Origin of the sequence: Pseudoalteromonas sp. MIP2626, from assembly GCF_013414205.1 — a bacterium.
GTDB lineage: Bacteria > Pseudomonadota > Gammaproteobacteria > Enterobacterales > Alteromonadaceae > Pseudoalteromonas > Pseudoalteromonas nigrifaciens.
Window position 1 is genome coordinate 106712 of record NZ_JAATTW010000003.1, and the last position, 17228, is coordinate 123939.

Here is a 17228-nt window from a genome sequence, read left to right on the forward strand (position 1 = left end):
AAAAATTATGAGTCAGCAAAATTATAACGCCGAAGCTATTGAAGTACTCAATGGGTTAGATCCGGTAAAACGCCGCCCCGGTATGTATACAGATACCTCGCGGCCAAATCATTTAGGCCAAGAAGTTATCGATAATAGTGTCGATGAAGCAATGGCCGGCCATGCCACTCGAATAGATGTGATCTTACACGAAGATAACTCGCTCGAAGTGAGTGACGATGGCCGTGGTATGCCTATTGATATTCACCCAGAGGAAGGTATTCCCGGGGTTGAGCTAATATTTACCAAACTGCATGCTGGTGGTAAGTTTTCTAACAAAAACTATCAGTTTTCGGGTGGTTTACACGGCGTTGGTATTTCGGTTGTAAATGCGCTATCAACCCGCGTAGAAGTGACCGTTAGACGAGATGCCCAGCAATACAGAATGGCATTTGAAAATGGCGAAAAAGTTGAAGACTTAAGCGTAATTGGCGTGGTGGGTAAGCGCAATACCGGTACCACAGTACGTTTTTGGCCAGACGTTAGTTACTTTGATTCGCCTAACTATTCAATCACTAAACTAAATCACTTATTAAAAGCTAAAGCCGTGTTATGCCCAGGCTTACGCATTAAGTTTGTTAATAAGCAAACTAAAGAAACCCAAGAATGGTTTTACGAAACGGGTTTAAAAGATTACTTAATTGAAGCCATTAAAGGCTACGAAACATTACCAGATGTGCCCTTTGTAGGTGAGTTTTCAAGCTCAATAGAAGGTGCAGACTGGGCATTGATTTGGCTACCTGAAGGGGGCGAGTCAATAGCTGAAAGTTACGTAAACTTAATACCTACCGCACAAGGCGGTACTCATGTAAACGGTTTACGCCAAGGTTTACTTGAGGCAATGCGTGAGTTTTGTGAGTTTAGAAATTTATTACCACGAGGTGTAAAACTCACCCCAGATGATATTTGGGAGCGTTGTAGCTATGTGCTTTCAGTTAAAATGCAAGATCCGCAGTTTGCCGGTCAAACTAAAGAAAAGTTATCGTCACGCTCATGTGCGGCATTTGTATCGGGCGTAGTAAAAGACTCCTTTAGTTTATGGCTAAACGAGCATACCGATATTGCAGAGCAACTCTCTGAATTGTGTATTTCTAATGCGCAGCGACGTTTACGTGCTGCTAAAAAAGTGATCCGCAAACGCGTAACCGCAGGGCCTGCACTTCCGGGGAAATTAACCGATTGTAGCGCCGCAGATAACGATCGCACCGAGCTATTTTTAGTGGAAGGTGACTCGGCAGGTGGCTCGGCTAAGCAAGCGCGAGATCGTGAGTTTCAAGCAATAATGCCGCTGCGTGGTAAAATATTAAATACCTGGGAAGTTGATTCGGGGCAAATATTAGCATCGCAAGAGGTGCACGATATTTCGGTGGCATTAGGTATAGACCCAGATTCAGACGATTTAACAGCGCTGCGCTATAATAAAATATGTATATTAGCCGATGCTGACTCGGATGGGTTACACATAGCTACCCTATTGTGCGCCTTATTTGTGCGCCACTTTAAGCCACTAGTAAAAGCAGGGCATGTGTATGTTGCTATGCCACCACTTTTTAGAATCGATATTAGTAAAGATGTTTATTACGCACTAGATGAAGACGAAAAAACCGGTATTTTAGCGCGCATTGAAGCTGAGAAAAAACGCGGTAAAGTAAACGTACAGCGATTTAAAGGCTTGGGTGAAATGAACCCGTTGCAACTGCGTGAAACTACTATGGATCCAAATACCCGGCGTTTAGTGCAACTCACCTTGGATGAAGAAGAATTAACCATGGAAATGATGGATATGTTACTGGCTAAAAAACGCTCTGCAGATAGGCGTCAATGGCTAGAGGATCACGGTAACAAGGCACAAGTTTAATTAGCGTCTGCGTTTAAATAAACAAGGAGAATATATGAATACGGTACTAAAAATAGTGCTATTACTAGGTTTAACTAGCAATACCGTAATGGCTAAAAATATATTAGATAAACTCACAGTAGCCCCGGGGTTTGAGCTTAGCTTATTTGCCAGTGATGTTGAAAATGCACGGCAAGTTGTAGTATCAAAAAAAGGCATAGTATATGTTGGCTCGCGCAAAGCAGGCAATGTATATGCACTTATTGATCATAACAGCGATGGCGTAGCAGATAAAAAAATGCTGGTTGCAGAGGGCTTAAATATGCCTTCAGGTTTAGCAATTAAAGATGGCGATTTATATGTTGGTGAAGTACACCGCATCATTCGTTTTAAAAATATTGATACGCAACTAAAAAACCCACAGTTTGAGGTGCTTTACGATGCGCTGCCATCAGAGCGCCATCATGGTTGGAAATTTTTACGCTTTGCCCCAACTGGCGAGCTAATAATTCCGGTTGGTGTACCTTGTAATATTTGCGCTGAAGACGAGCGTTTTGGCCGTATTTTTGCGTTAAACGTAGAAACCAAGCAAATTACTACACTGGCGCAAGGCGTACGTAACTCAGTAGGATTTGACTTTCACCCTAGCACACAAGCGTTATGGTTTAGCGACAATGGTCGCGACATGATGGGGGATGACATTCCGCCAGATGAGTTAAATAGAGTCACTAAAGAGGGCGAGCATTTTGGTTTTCCGTATGTTCACGCAGGCGCGATTATTGACCCTGAATTTGGAAAAGGTAAAAAAATTGCCAACTATACTTCACCTGCACTAGCCTTACCGGCGCATGTAGCGCCTTTGGGTATTCATTTTTATAACGGTAAGCAATTTCCAGCAAGCTATAAGCAGCAGTTATTTGTTGCTGAACATGGCTCGTGGAACCGTTCTAAAAAGTCAGGTTATAAAGTGGCATTAGCGAGCATTGAACAAGGCCGTGTAACTAAATATACGCCATTTATTACAGGCTTTATGCAAGACGAAACAACATATGGACGCCCTGTTGCATTTGCAGAATTAGGTGACGGCAGTCTATTGGTAAGCGATGATTACGCCAATGTGATCTACCGTGTAAGCTATAAGAAAAACTAGGTAAGCTTTAATGAGTGATACAGATACCTTGCTAATGCAAGGAATTGAGCAACAAACAATGGGTCGTTTTACCGAAGACGCCTACTTAAACTATTCTATGTACGTAATTATGGATAGGGCATTACCCCATGTGGGCGATGGCTTAAAACCAGTACAGCGACGTATTATTTATGCCATGAGCGAGCTGGGGTTATCGGCTAATGCCAAGTATAAAAAATCAGCCCGTACCGTAGGTGACGTACTAGGTAAATACCATCCCCATGGTGATAGTGCCTGTTATGAAGCCATGGTATTAATGGCGCAGCCGTTTTCTTATCGTTATCCATTGGTTGACGGGCAAGGAAACTGGGGTGCGGCCGACGATCCTAAATCGTTTGCGGCAATGCGTTATACCGAAGCACGTTTATCTAAGTTCTCTGAAATACTCCTCAAAGAGCTAGGCCAAGGGACGGTAGATTGGACGCCAAACTTTGACGGCACCATGGATGAGCCTGTGGTACTGCCATCGCGTTTACCGCATATATTACTCAATGGTATAACGGGTATTGCAGTTGGTATGGCAACCGATATTCCGCCTCATAATGTGCGTGAAGTAGCCAGTGCCTGTTGCTTATTACTTGATAAACCAAAAACTGAGCTTGAAGAATTACTCACCTTGGTACATGCGCCAGATTACCCTACAGACGCAGAAATAATTACCCCAAAAGCCGATATTCACAAAATATATAAAACTGGGCGTGGTTCAATCAAAATGCGTGCTGTTTATACGCAAGAACAGGGTGATATAGTTATTACCGCACTGCCACATCAGTGCTCTGGTGGTAAAGTACTGGAGCAAATTGCAGCGCAAATGAACGCTAAAAAGCTGCCAATGGTAGCCGATTTACGCGATGAGTCAGATCACGAAAACCCGACTCGAATCGTCATTATTCCGCGTTCAAATCGCATTAAAGCTGAGCCGTTAATGGCGCACTTATTTGCCACCACAGATCTAGAAAAAAGCTATCGTGTAAACTTAAATATGCTTGGCCTAGATGGGCGTCCGCAAGTTAAAAATTTACTGACTATTTTAACCGAGTGGTTAGTGTTTAGACGCGAAACAGTACGTCGACGTCTACAATATCGTTTAGATAAAGTGTTAGCGCGTTTACATATTTTAGAAGGCTTATTAGCAGCCTTTTTAAATATTGACGAAGTGATTGAAATTATTCGCAGCGAAGATAAACCAAAGCCAGTATTAATGGAGCGCTTTGATTTAACAGACATACAAGCAGAAGCTATTTTAGAGCTAAAACTTCGTCATTTAGCTAAGTTAGAAGAATTTAAAATACGTGGTGAGCAAGATGAACTCGCTAAAGAGCGTGATAAATTGCAGCAAACGCTAGGCTCAGATCGTCGTATGTCAACGTTGCTTAAAAAAGAAATTCAAGAAGCGGCTGAAATATATGGCGACGACCGTCGCTCGCCAGTTGTTGAACGCCTAGAAGCAAAAGCGTTAAATGAAAAAGATTTAATCCCATCAGAGTCGGTCACTGTGGTGCTTTCAGACAAGGGCTGGGCACGCGTTGGCAAAGGACATGATTTAGATGTGCAAGGGTTAAGTTATCGAGCCGGTGATGCTTATAGAGCCTCAGCTCGGGGTAAGAGTAACCAGCCCGCCGTGTTTTTAGATTCAGCAGGACGAGCGTTTGCAACCGATGCGCATAGCCTGCCCTCAGCACGTAGCCAAGGTGAGCCCATGACAGGGCGTTTTAACCTTAGTGCAGGCGCTAACTTTGAGCATGTAGTAATGGGTGAAGATAACCAAGTATTACTTATGGCATCAGACGCAGGTTATGGCTTTATTACTGACTTTAAAGACTTAGTGAGTAAAAACAAAAACGGCAAAGCATTGGTGAGCGTACCTAAAGGCGGTTTATTACTGTCGCCAATTAGGGTTAACGAGGTCGCTAGTGATTATTGTATGGCCATTTCCAACGAAGGGCGGATGTTGTTATTTCCGCTGCGCGACTTACCAAAACTAGGTAAAGGTAAAGGTAATAAAATAATTTCTATTCCGGGGGCTAAAGTACAAGCCCGCGAAGAGTTTGTAAAAGTATTAGCAGTAGTGCCTGAGGGCAGTAGTGTAACGCTGCATGCAGGTAAGCGAAAACTAACGCTTAAACCAAGTGATTTAGAGCATTATTATGGCGAGCGAGGGCGTAGGGGTAATAAACTACCACGAGGCCTACAAAGAGTAGATGAAGCTGTTGTAGAGTTTAGCCCGCAAAATGACGAGCCAATTGAAAATGCTATTGATGAGTAGCGATTAATTCACATTCGCTCATATTAAACGGCTTGCTTATGCAGGCCATTTTTTTGTTATAAATTTAGTTTGTTATAAAATTGAGCGTACACTTGTGCGCTATTTTCTCGTGTAGATCATAAAATAACGTTATAATAGCCGCTGGCTTAACGCGATTATATTTGGAGACGCTCTGTTGCTTGCTGTTATACGTATTTTTATTATGCTGTTGTTTATATTATTAAGTTGTATTTTTGGGTTACTGTTATCAATAGTGAGGCCATTTCATCCTAATAATGTGCATATTATAGCGAGCTGGTTTGGCTCAGTAGCAAAAATGCTGGGCGTTAAAGTTGTACGAAAGTACCATCCGGATAGCGTAAATCTTGGTCCTGCGGTTTATGTGGCAAATCATCAAAATAGTTATGACTTATTTACTATTCCTGCAATGGTGCCTAAAAACTGTGTTAGCGTAGGTAAAAAAAGCTTAAAGTGGGTGCCATTTTTTGGTCAGTTGTATTGGCTTTCGGGGAATATTTTAATTGATCGTACAAACCGCTCAAAAGCTGCGGGAACTATTTCTAAAGCCGCTGAAAAAATAAAGAAAAATGGCTTATCAGTATGGATGTTTGCAGAAGGTACACGCAGTTACGGACGCGGTTTATTACCTTTAAAAACAGGCGCATTTCATACCGCTTTAAGTGCGCAAGTACCCATAGTGCCCGTATGTATGAGCACAACGCATAAAACCATTAAACTAAATCGTTGGGATAATGGTACAATTTATATTGAAATGTTAGCCCCCATATCGCTTGATAAAAACATCAGCGCGCGCGAGCACGCTAAAAGTGTGCACAGTATTATGGCTGCTAAAATAACTGAATTAGATGCTCAAGTGAGAGAAAATTAATGGAAAACTGGCGTGAAATAAGTGAAGACATCGTATCTTCATTACTCGAAGATGGTTCAGACCCTGAAATACTTTACGAAGTAGAACATCACTTTGTATGTGAAGACTTCCCTAAGTTAGAGCAGGCCGCATTAGCCGCTTTTAAATTAGGCTACGATGTGGAAGAGCCAGCAGAGCTTGAGCTTGAAGACGGTGCAAAAATTTGGAGTTTTGACATAGTTGTAGAGTCAGAGCTTGATGTTGACGTAATAATGGAAGACGTTGATAAGCTGGCAGCACTTGCTGTTGAATGCGAAGTAGAATACGACGGTTGGGGCACTTACTTTCAAGAGTAATTAGCTGACTGTTATAAAAAAGGCGAACATTGTAAAATGTTCGCCTTTTTTATTTAAAAGCCATCTGGCTTGAAATTAAAAGTACCGCGGCTCTGCGGGTCAAAAGCGACACGATTTATCAACTCCCGCACTAGTATCTCATTCCTAAAATTTTAATTTATACTGTTACAACCATTTTTTATTTTTAAAGTACACGCCAATACTGCCGGTAAGCACAACTAAAAATACTACGAATAAGGTGAACGCATAAGGGCTTTCTGTGCCAGGTATGCCGCCTACGTTTACGCCTAATAAGCCGGTTAAAAAGCCCAGTGGCAAAAATAATGCAGCCACCACCGACATAACATACATACGCTGATTTAGCTGCTCAGATACTTGGTTAGTGACTGTTTGTTGAATAATTTGCGCCCGCTCTATTGAGCTGTCTAATTCTTCAAGGTAACGAGTTAGTAAATTAGTGGTTTCATTAAGCTTAGCTTTATCCTCATCGAAGAGCCATGAATAGTGATGATTAACCATGCTAATAAGCGCTTCTTTTTGTGGCTTTAAATAGCGTTTTAAAGCAATAGTTTGCCGACGTAATTGCGACAAACCTTGATTATCAAACTTTTTGCTTGGCTCATCTATTTCTTCTTCAAATTCATCTAGGGTTTCATCTAAAGCATCAATAACACTTTCCATACGGGAAGTGAGTTTTTGGGTGATAGTGCAGACGAGTTCAGAAATACTGCGCGGACCGGTATTGTTACTAAATGAAGCTAAAATATCTTGAATAGATAGTAAGCGACGCTTTCGGGTAGTAATAACAATATCATCGTTAATAAAAAGGCGAATTGAAACCATGTCTTCAGGGCTTTGTGCCGGATTTAAATTAATACCGCGTAAAAATAACATATGGCCGTTTGTAGCAGGGGTGATACGTGGACGAGTTTCGTCTGCAGTTAGCGACTCTAATTCGTAGTCGGTTAAAAATTCACAGCCTTTTAGCCAAGTGACAACGTCAGCTTGGCTATAATCCATGTGCACCCAAAGCTTGCCTTGCTCTGGTTGCCAATTATGTAGTTCGGCGCTGTTTTCTATAGTGCGCGCACCGCCTTGCTCATCAAGTACAAGGGCGTGAAGTAAGCCATTAATCATAATAATTTCTCATAGATGGTGTGTTTTTAATACCGTTTACTATAGTGTATTTACTTTAGTAAATTAAACTTATCTTTCTTTTTTAAGAAGTTAAATTTATTTAGCGCTTCGAACAAGGGGGTTTTTGGCCCTTAAAGTTGACTAGTTTGTTACGCTTATATTGTTAAACTAGTCGGCTATAAAGATCAATCAAATCAATTTGTCGACTTGATAAATTTATTTTGTTGGTGTTTTTTTTCCGGTAGCGTATAAGACACTTTTTTATTAAGGGCACATTTATGACAGCAAAGATTACCGTTGGTTGGCGTGAGTGGTTGAGTTTACCAGAGCTAGGCATCGAGAAAGTAAAAGCAAAAATTGATACCGGTGCCCGCACCTCATGTATTCATGCACTTAATATAGAAGAGTATGAAGTTGATGGCGAAAAGTGGGTTAAATTTATTACCCAGCCATTGCAAGAAGATGAAGAAACACAAGTTGTTTGCAATGCAAAAGTTAAAAAGAAGAAGCACGTAACCAGCTCTGGCGGGCAAAAAGAGTTACGTTACTTTATAGAAACAACATTGCATGCGGGTAAATATAGCTGGCCTATAGAAATTACCTTAACTAGCCGCGCAACAATGAAGTTTAGAATGTTACTCGGGCGTACAGCCATGGAAAATCGTATAGTCGTTGACCCGGCTTTATCTCATTTATTATAAGGATGTATTAACTTTTAGAGGGACTAAGCTTCTAAAATAATACGTACTTATTTAAGGTTTAAATTATGAAAATTGGTATTTTATCTCGCAACAAAAAATTGTATTCAACGCGTCGTTTAATTGAGGCGGCTGAAGCTCGTGGTCACGAAGTTAAAGTAGTAGATGCACTGCGTTGTTATATGAATATAAACTCTGAGCTACCAGAAATTCACTATCGTGGTGAAAACTTAAAAGGCTTTGATGCAGTTATTCCGCGTATTGGCGCATCAGTTACGTTTTACGGCTGTTCGGTGCTGCGTCAATTTGAAATGATGGGCGTGTATCCAGTAAACGAGTCGGTTGCTATTTCTCGCTCTCGCGATAAGTTGCGCTCATTACAGCTTTTATCTCGTAAAGGTGTAGGTATGCCAGTGACTGGTTTTGCTAGTAAACCAGATGATGTAAAAGACTTGCTCGAAATGGTAGGCGGTGCGCCGGTAGTAATTAAACTACTAGAAGGCACGCAAGGTATTGGTGTGGTATTGGCTGAAACGCGTAAAGCGGCTGAGAGTGTTATTGAAGCATTTATGGGCTTAAAAGCTAACATTATGGTGCAAGAATACATTAAAGAAGCCGGTGGTGCTGACATCCGTTGTTTTGTTTTAGGTGACAAAGTGATTGCAGCAATGAAACGCCAAGCACAAGAAGGTGAGTTCCGCTCAAACCTTCACCGTGGTGGTAGCGCTACATTAGTGCGTATTACGCCAGAAGAACGTAAAACAGCCGTTGCAGCTGCTAAAGCGATGGGCTTAAATGTAGCCGGTGTTGATTTACTTCGCTCATCACGTGGTCCTTTAGTGATGGAAGTTAACTCATCACCAGGCCTTGAGGGCATTGAAATAGCAACAGGTAAAGATATTGCAGGCATGGTGATTGATTTCATTGAAAAAACAGCATCAAGTAAAGGAACAGCAACTCGTGGCAAAGGTTAAAATTAACCGTTCTTTTACCTTATTAGGTGAAAGTGTTGGCGTAGGCGAGCGTAAAACGCTGGCCTTAGAAGCGGCAAAACTTTATACCCACTCTCCACTTAATATTCCAATTGAAGTGGTTAATGGTGTTATGGAAGGGCCGGTACTTATGGTGTGTGCGGCTATTCATGGCGATGAGCTCAATGGCGTAGAAGTGGTGCGGCAATTACTTGCTAAAATAGATCCTAACCAGTTGCGCGGCACGCTGATTGCGGTGCCGATTGTAAATGTGTTTGGCTTTATACATAAGTCGCGCTACTTACCTGATAGACGCGATATGAACCGCAGTTTTCCGGGTTCAGAGCGTGGCTCGCTGGCTGGTCGTATGGCGTATATGTTTTTTAATCAAGTGGCAGTACATTGTACCCATATTATTGATTTACATACGGGAGCTATTCACCGCACTAACTTACCGCAAATACGCGCTAATTTAGCCGATGAAGCCACCGCACAAATGGCTAAAGCATTTGGTACACCCGCAGTGATAGATGCCTCGTTACGTAATGGCTCACTGCGCAGCGAAGCCGCTAACTTAGGGATCCCGGTTATTACTTATGAAGCCGGTGAAGCACTGCGTTTTGACCCATTTGCGATTGCTGCAGGTGTACAAGGCGTTGACTATGTTATGCGTCATTTAAAAATGATCCGTGGTAAGCGTCCTAGAAAGCTTCCTGAGCCTATTATAGCCAGCTCTACAAGTTGGGTGCGTGCTAATGTAGATGGTATTGTGCGTGCGCAGGTATCGCTTGGAGAGCGTGTTACTAAGGGGCAAGTACTTGCTTATATTAGCAGCCCACTTGGCGACTCTGAACTTGAGCTACCAGCACCACGCAGTGGAATTATTATTGGCCAGCAAACTATGCCATTAGTAAATGAGGGTGATGCGGTGTTTCATATTGCGTATTTTGCTCATGCAAATAGCTTGGTTGAACAACAGCTTGGCACTTTTATTGATGAAATAAATGATTTAGATGATGAGCTTAAAACAGCTGAGTTAAATAACTAGTTATAATAGTAAGCTACTAAATATAGATAGAATAAATTGTAAAGCCGTTTTAGTTAACCCAGTTGGGATAACAAAACGGCTTTTTTATTACTATTTATTTGGCTTTTTGGGGCCAATAATACGCCTAATTACCGGTGCTTTTGTTGGCTTAGGTTCTTTGTTTAAAACCAGTACCGGACGAGTTACAAATAAGTTATTAGGGTATATAACTCTATGCCCGTCAATGTGCTCAAGCACTACATTCATTAAGCCCATTTCTATAATGCGCCCTTCAATACTATTTGCGCCATCAACAATACGTACCCAATAGCCAACGCGGCAGTCATTTTGAATAAACATCAGTAAAAAAGCGGTGAGGTTACTAAGTAATGACCAAGCGGCAAACAGTGCAACACCTAGCATAGCAAATAGCGACGAACCTAGTACTAGGAGTCCACGTAGCTCAATACCCCAAAATACCAGCACTAAACATAACATCACAAATGCGAGGATAATTTTAAGTAATAGCTCAGCACGATATTTTCGGTGTAGGTCTATTTTTCCTTTAATAGCTTTTTCGAGAAGCTTTTTAGTACCTTTTAACAGTATCGGAAAAAGTAATAACGCAATAAGGGTAACGACCAGTTTATATTGGGTGCCAAGCAGAGCTAACAATTCCAAAGTTATAGTCTCATAATAATTATATATGCCCAGTTTAACGCTTTAGGGTGTGACGAAATAGCCATTTAAAAAGAATTTTTAACATTTACCAGCCACTGTACCGAATCTACGCCATCGGCACTATCTAGCGGTGCAGCTATATCTATATGGATCATGGTGCCGGCATTTGCACGGCTTGGTGCTAAGCGCAGGCCTATACCTACATTTTTAAGAACGCGGCTATCTTCAATATTGTTTGGGGTGTTAGACCATGCTCGGCCAACATCAAGAAATGCCGCGCCGCCTACTTTAAATAATTGCAGTAAATCATATTCCCAATAGTAACGCTTTTCTAAACTCACTAAAAAGCTGCGATCTCCATGCTGATAATCCATAGGGTAGCCACGTAGGCCGGTTTCGCCGCCGAGTGTAAGTTGTTTATCGTTAGTGAGGTTTTTAGCGTACTGCACCCGAGCTTTTACATACCAAGACTGATCAATGCTGGTATTTAAATAATATTGTATTTGGCTGGTGGAGATCAGATTTTCAAATTTGTCCTGCTCTTTATTCCAGTAACCATCAATGTCTGCACTAAAGCGCCATAAGGTATTATCACCACTAAAGTGAGCTTTATTAAAGTTAAAAGAGTAAACCGCGCGGCTATCATCGTTACTAACAGATTCATCGGAGTAGCCTAGTAAGGCTTTTATGTTCCAACCTAAGTTTAAGTCCTCAGTACGATAAATACTGTCGAAATTGCGTACTTTTATAAAGTTATCTTCAAACCAGTGTCCGCTTACATAAGGATAGCTTAAGCTGCGATCGACGGCTAAGGGGGCAAAGGTAGAGTCTATTGCAGCAAAAGTATGTTGCTCATCAACGTAGCCCAGGCTGAGGCGCTGGGTCCAGTTACGGCTTAATGCTTTGGAGTGACCAACAAAAAAGCTGTTGTAGTCGGTCGTTTGATCAAACTCGCTAAACTTTTCACCGCGCTGATATAGCGCTTCTTCGCGTTGCTCTGAATAGCTTAAAATACCGTAGCTAAAAGGGGTGTCTATAGCAAAAAACGGATAGGTAAGTTCTAGCAGATGGCGTTTACCATCGTTATTATCGGCGTACTCTAAACGCCCACGATAGCGGGTTGATAAAATATTAGGATCGTCGTATACAAATAAATAACCATTGCGATCGCTATCTGTAGTGCGCGACAACGACAAACGCTTACCCCAGCCAAATAAGTTAGATTCGCGAAAACCAATACTCGACTTGTTTTCTCCGCCACTGCGGCTAAAGCTTATTTCTGGTAGTAGTGTCCATAAGTCACGCGTAACGACGGTAACATTAACGTTCCCTTCGCAGTTTTCGGTGGCAATGACTTGAGCATCGTATAAATAGTTTTGTTTACGCAGTAAGCGTTCTGATTCGGCGAGCTTTTTAGGATCAAAATTATCACCGCTCTCAAACAATAAAATACTTTTAATAACCTCAGGCTCGGTTTGAATATGCGCGCGGTTAGCAAAGCGAAATAGGGCGTTATTTTCGGCTTCGAGTTCAGTATTAAATACGTTAAGTTGCTGCAAGGTAATATTGGCAATTTTTGCATTACTACTTTGCTTTAACAGTGGCGTTGGTTGATCTAGTTGACGGCGTAAATTATTACTACTTGATGGCGTTGGTTGCTCGCTTGCGCAATCATTTTGCGCATGAGGGGTTTCTTGCGCAGCTAAACTGAACATAAAAAAGCTTGGAATACAGAGGCTAAAACAACAAGATGAAATCCATTTTTTAGTAATCATTCAAACCCTTTACTGCTACGTAGCAAATTACTACCGTAATATCAGCTTACATCATTGTTACTAAAATGTAAGTTAAAAGTAGAGAGCTTGAAGTTATTTAATTGCTATTAACTTAGGTAAAAAGTAAGTGCGGCTAATAAATGTTCAGCGTCATGGCCTTCGCCGTTAATCCAAATACTTTGGCTGTAGTGTTCAAAGTTTAAATTAAATGTTTGCTGCTGATAAGTGAAGCGCAGTTGATGACGATCGGCACCAGCAGAGTACTCATTAATGGTTATTTCATCGTGGTGTAAAAACAAGCGACTCCACAGCTCAAAGTCTTCGTCGTGGGGCGGCTCTACCGGCGTAATAATAATGCATTGATGCGTGTGGTGATATTCTATTATGGTCATAATGCTCTTAGTTAGTAGCAAGGTAGTTGCGAATTGCAGTTAAAAACTCACCGCCATACTTATTTAATTTAGTAAAGCCAACACCCGACACCTTTAAGAATTCGCTGTCGTTGGTCGGCATTAGCTGCGCCATTTCTGCAAGCGTTTTGTCGTTAAATACCACGTACGGCGGTACATCGTCGGCATCGGCTAACTCTTTTCGCAGCGCCCTTAAGCGAGCAAATAGCTTTTTGTCGTAATTAAACTGGGCTAATTTATCTTGATAAACATGCTTCGCTTGCAGGCGAGGCTCTGCGAGTTGCAACGCATATTCGCTTTTTAAAATAGCGCGCGCGGCTTCGGTTAAACGCAGTGATGCACCTTGGGTTATATCTTGGCTTAATAAGCCTTGATGAATAAGTTGGCGTAAAATACTTAGCCAAAATTCACTGCTTTTGTCTTTGCCAATGCCGTAGGTGCTGAGTTGATGATGGTTATTATCGCGAATACGACTGGTGTTTGCACCGCGTAGTAACTCAACAATATATCCAAGGCCAAAGCGTTGCTCTGCTCTGTACACACACGATAGTGCCTGCTGCGCTACTAAAGTGCCATCAAAGCTTTTGGGCGGATTTAAGCAAATATCGCAGTTACCGCATGGCTCACGTTGATACTCACTAAAATAGTTAAGAAGGATTTGTCGACGGCAGGTTTGTGCTTCGGCAAAACTTGCCATGGCATTAAAGCGCTGCTCTTCGACGCGGCGACGTTGCTCGTCGTCAATATCTTCAAAAAAGCGTCTTACGCGGCCTATATCAGCCGGATCAAAATACATTATAGCCTCAGCGGCAAGGCCATCTCGCCCAGCGCGGCCAGTTTCTTGATAGTACGACTCTATGCTTTTGGGAATATCGTAATGCAATACAAAGCGCACATTGGGTTTATTTATACCCATACCAAAGGCCACTGTAGCAACCACTATTTGTATATCGTCGCGGGCAAAGCCGGTTTGCACAAATTGGCGCTGCTCGTTACTCATACCTGCATGATAGGCGGCGGCGTTAAGTCCCGCGTCGGCTAACTTTTCGGCTATGTCGTCTACGCGCTTACGGCTGGTGCAATAAATTATGCCGCTTTGGCTTTTTTGTTCTTTTAAATAGCGCAGCAGTTGCACCATAGGTTTAAATTTTTCTTCTATGGTGTAGCGAATATTAGGGCGATCAAAGCTGCCGGTATGAATATAGGGTTGTTGTAACTTTAATTGCTCAACAATATCAAAACGAGTGGCTTTATCGGCAGTTGCAGTAAGGGCCATCATAGGTACATGAGCAAAGCGTTGTTTTAATTCGCTTAAACGAAAGTAATGGGGTCTAAAATCGTGCCCCCAATGCGATACACAATGAGCTTCGTCAATAGCAAATAAGCTGATTTTTAAATGCGATAAGCGCTCTAAAAACTCGCGCTGCAGCACTTTTTCAGGGGCAACATACAGTAGTTTAATTAATCCCTGATGGAGTTGTTGGTATACCTGCTGCTGCTCTTCGCGGGCTAAGCTATTATTTATATATGCGGCTTTAACGCCCAGCGCTTGTAGTTGAGTTACCTGATCTTGCATTAGCGATATTAGCGGAGAAATAACAATAGTTACCCCTTCAAGCACTAAAGCGGGTATTTGATAGCACACAGATTTACCGCCACCGGTTGGCAGCAATACCAACGAATCTTGGCCGTTAATGGCTGCATCAATAACCGTTTTTTGGCCGTCGCGAAATTCACTATAACCAAACACTTGTTTGAGTACAGCTTCAGGGGTGCGCACAAGTGAGCTAGAGGGTGGTGTTAATGTATTCATTGCGGGGTATTTTAGTGTTTTTTGTACAGGATGTCTTTAGCGAGTGTTGAATGTTTTTTGAATAAATTTATAACGTGTGAATTTACTCGCTCAGGGGGGGGATATTAGCTGACTTTAAGCGGCTAATAAATTTAACTGTGTTGCTAGTTTTATCCTAGTTATGCTTTACTCCTCTTACCAGATATAACATAGAGAATAATAATGAATAAAGAAATGTTAATAGAGCATGTAGGCTCGCTGTTTGTAAATAATATGCCGTTTAATCAGTTTTTAAAAATATCGGTAGAATCACTTAGCCCAGAACAAGCAAAAATATCGTTTCCTTGGCAGGATATACTCATAGGTAATCCGGCACAAAAAATACTCCATGGCGGCGTTATTTCGGCAGTGCTCGATAACGTAGGTGGTATGTTAGCTGCAGCAAGTGTAATAGATAAGCTAAACGATGTTGATATTTTATCTGTGCAGCAAAAACTAGCCACCTTGGGCACTATAGATATGCGCACCGATTACCTACGCCCAGGCAAAGGCGAGAAATTTATAGCCAGTGCCACTTTAATTCGCTCGGGCAATAAAGTATGTGTTTGTAGGATGGAATTGCATAATGAGCAAGCAGTACAAATAGCATTTGGTACGGGTACGTATTTAGTTGGCTAATAAAAGTTTGCGGAGTAAACTGGCGACCTTTTGAATAACTAAGTGTTTATTTATGCCGATTGATACCGAGAAGCGCAAGGGCGCCATTTTGGCTTGCATCGCTTTTACTATATGGGGTTTAGCACCTATATACTTTAAGCAACTCCAGCATGTTACTGCATTTGAAATTTTAACGCATCGTGTTGTGTGGTCGGTGATGTTTTTAATTATTATTGTGAGTATTTTAGGCCAGTGGGATAGAATTAAACGCATTGTAGTACAGCCTAAGTTATTGTTAATGCTGGTTTTAACCTCGTCGATACTGGGGTTTAACTGGGGCTTGTTTATATGGGCGGTTAATAATAATCATATGCTTGATGCCAGTTTAGGTTATTACATTAATCCGTTACTAAATGTATTACTGGGAGTGTTATTTTTAGGCGAACGTTTACGTAAGTTTCAAATGGTTGCTGTTGCTTTAGCATTTACCGGTGTACTGCTGCAATTAATAAGTTTTGGCTCATTTCCTGTGGTTGCTTTTTCGTTAGCTATATCATTTGCAATATATGGTTTACTGCGTAAGAAACTGCCAGTGGAAGCATTGTCCGGTATTTCAATAGAAGCATTTATACTCTTGCCCGTAGCGCTTATTTATTGGTATTTAATGGTGCCTACAGCAACGTCAAGCTTGCCTGCTAATGACTGGCATACCAATGTGTTACTCATTAGTGCCGGGATCATTACCACCTTACCACTACTGTGCTTTACCGGCGCTGCTAAGCGTTTGCAATACACCACTTTAGGCTTTTTTCAGTACATAGGGCCAAGTTTGATGTTTATATTAGCTGTGATGCTTTACGGTGAAGTGTTTGATGCCGAGCGAGTAGTTACATTTGTTTGTATTTGGAGTGCATTGGTTATTTTTAGTTGGGACTCTTTTAGGCAATCTCGTAAACGTAAAAAAGCCGCTATTGTGGCCTCAGGCGTGGTTTAAAAGTTAGTTAACTTAAGTAAGCACGTAGCGCGATGTATTTTGTACTCGCGCTAGGCTTGGTGTATGTTTAACTATTTAAAATGTAAAAATTAAATAGTTAAAGCAATTACATACTGTCTGACTCGGCGTAATAGTCTTGGCTTATTGGTGCTGGGGTCGCTATTTTTGAGCGGCCAAATAATGTATGGAACTTTGCTTTGCTGGTTGTTAACTTTAAGTATTTAACCCAAGCGCGCTCAATTGCATTGGTTGGCTCTAAAGCACCACTAATAACAGCGACAAATTGTTGCTGATGTTCATTTTGTGGCTCTAGGGCTTTATTATGTAAGCCTTTTAAAACAACACCGTGTTGCTCTAATATACTGGCTTCTAATAAGGTAAAGTTTCCGCTGCGACCAAATCCGCGTGGGAAATTTTGATCATCAAAAAACTGACGTTGACTAACAAATGCTTGGCGAAGTAGTGAAATATCATTGCTCATTGTTGTACCCTCATACCTTGGTAATTGCTGGAGTATGCGGCAAGTTTGCA

16 protein-coding genes are annotated in these 17228 nt (G+C 41.6%); 10 read left to right on the top strand and 6 right to left on the bottom strand.

All coding sequences use genetic code 11. From position 1 onward, the window contains the following. Window positions 1–7: 7 nt before the first annotated feature. The 5 genes from parE (at window position 8) to rraB (ending at window position 6555) form a co-directional block, all read left to right on the top strand. A complete protein-coding gene (parE, locus tag HC000_RS03275) occupies window positions 8–1897 on the top strand; it encodes a DNA topoisomerase IV subunit B (RefSeq protein WP_179806959.1) in 1890 nt (629 codons plus the stop codon). A 34-nt stretch (window positions 1898–1931) separates the two neighbouring features. After that, window positions 1932–3026, top strand: a complete 1095-nt coding sequence (locus HC000_RS03280; protein WP_179806960.1) for a PQQ-dependent sugar dehydrogenase — start codon at window positions 1932–1934, stop codon at window positions 3024–3026. 10 nt (window positions 3027–3036) lie between these two features. After that, complete coding sequence (gene parC, locus HC000_RS03285; protein WP_011329233.1) at window positions 3037–5331, top strand: DNA topoisomerase IV subunit A; 2295 nt, start codon at window positions 3037–3039, stop codon at window positions 5329–5331. 175 nt (window positions 5332–5506) lie between these two features. Continuing rightward, complete coding sequence (locus HC000_RS03290; protein ID WP_011329232.1) at window positions 5507–6220, top strand: 1-acylglycerol-3-phosphate O-acyltransferase; 714 nt, start codon at window positions 5507–5509, stop codon at window positions 6218–6220. Continuing rightward, window positions 6220–6555: a ribonuclease E inhibitor RraB gene (gene rraB / locus HC000_RS03295; RefSeq protein WP_011329231.1), complete on the top strand. Its 336-nt coding sequence runs from the start codon at window positions 6220–6222 to the stop codon at window positions 6553–6555. Before HC000_RS03290 ends, rraB begins: the two co-directional genes overlap by 1 nt. 165 nt (window positions 6556–6720) lie before the next feature. On the opposite strand, the gene HC000_RS03300 is transcribed toward rraB, so the two are convergent. Then, window positions 6721–7692 (bottom strand): zinc transporter ZntB, encoded by a 972-nt coding sequence (locus HC000_RS03300; RefSeq protein WP_011329227.1) that lies wholly within the window; start codon window positions 7690–7692, stop codon window positions 6721–6723. A gap of 278 nt (window positions 7693–7970) precedes the next feature. On the opposite strand from HC000_RS03300, the gene HC000_RS03305 reads away from it, so the two are divergent. The 3 genes from HC000_RS03305 to HC000_RS03315 all read left to right on the top strand — a co-directional run bounded on the left by HC000_RS03305 (window position 7971) and on the right by HC000_RS03315 (window position 10409). Further along, window positions 7971–8393, top strand: a complete 423-nt coding sequence (locus HC000_RS03305) for an ATP-dependent zinc protease (protein WP_086995212.1) — start codon at window positions 7971–7973, stop codon at window positions 8391–8393. Window positions 8394–8458: 65 nt separating this feature from the next. After that, window positions 8459–9364, top strand: coding sequence for a 30S ribosomal protein S6--L-glutamate ligase (rimK, locus tag HC000_RS03310; RefSeq protein ID WP_011329225.1), 906 nt, complete (start codon window positions 8459–8461; stop codon window positions 9362–9364). Next, window positions 9351–10409 (top strand): succinylglutamate desuccinylase/aspartoacylase family protein, encoded by a 1059-nt coding sequence (locus HC000_RS03315; protein ID WP_011329224.1) that lies wholly within the window; start codon window positions 9351–9353, stop codon window positions 10407–10409. Before rimK ends, HC000_RS03315 begins: the two co-directional genes overlap by 14 nt. Before the next feature lie 90 nt (window positions 10410–10499). Here HC000_RS03315 and HC000_RS03320 read toward each other — a convergent pair whose 3' ends face one another. The 4 genes from HC000_RS03320 to recQ all read right to left on the bottom strand — a co-directional run bounded on the left by HC000_RS03320 (window position 10500) and on the right by recQ (window position 15067). Next, the gene (locus HC000_RS03320; RefSeq protein ID WP_011329223.1) at window positions 10500–11069 is read right to left on the bottom strand and encodes a mechanosensitive ion channel domain-containing protein; all 570 of its coding nucleotides are present in this window, start codon (window positions 11067–11069) and stop codon (window positions 10500–10502) included. A gap of 65 nt (window positions 11070–11134) precedes the next feature. After that, entirely contained in the window at window positions 11135–12844 is a 1710-nt protein-coding gene (locus HC000_RS03325) for a ShlB/FhaC/HecB family hemolysin secretion/activation protein (protein ID WP_179806961.1), read from the bottom strand. Window positions 12845–12951: 107 nt separating this feature from the next. Next, window positions 12952–13236: a DUF3630 family protein gene (locus tag HC000_RS03330; protein WP_011329221.1), complete on the bottom strand. Its 285-nt coding sequence runs from the start codon at window positions 13234–13236 to the stop codon at window positions 12952–12954. Window positions 13237–13243: 7 nt separating this feature from the next. Then, complete coding sequence (gene recQ, locus HC000_RS03335) at window positions 13244–15067, bottom strand: DNA helicase RecQ (protein WP_011329220.1); 1824 nt, start codon at window positions 15065–15067, stop codon at window positions 13244–13246. Between the two features lie 201 nt (window positions 15068–15268). On the opposite strand from recQ, the gene HC000_RS03340 reads away from it, so the two are divergent. Further along, the gene (locus HC000_RS03340) at window positions 15269–15724 is read left to right on the top strand and encodes a thioesterase family protein (protein WP_172459223.1); all 456 of its coding nucleotides are present in this window, start codon (window positions 15269–15271) and stop codon (window positions 15722–15724) included. Between the two features lie 52 nt (window positions 15725–15776). Then, window positions 15777–16697, top strand: coding sequence for an EamA family transporter RarD (gene rarD / locus HC000_RS03345; protein WP_179806962.1), 921 nt, complete (start codon window positions 15777–15779; stop codon window positions 16695–16697). A 106-nt stretch (window positions 16698–16803) separates the two neighbouring features. On the opposite strand, the gene HC000_RS03350 is transcribed toward rarD, so the two are convergent. Continuing rightward, window positions 16804–17178, bottom strand: coding sequence for a DUF413 domain-containing protein (locus tag HC000_RS03350; protein ID WP_011329217.1), 375 nt, complete (start codon window positions 17176–17178; stop codon window positions 16804–16806). Window positions 17179–17228 lie beyond the last annotated feature (50 nt).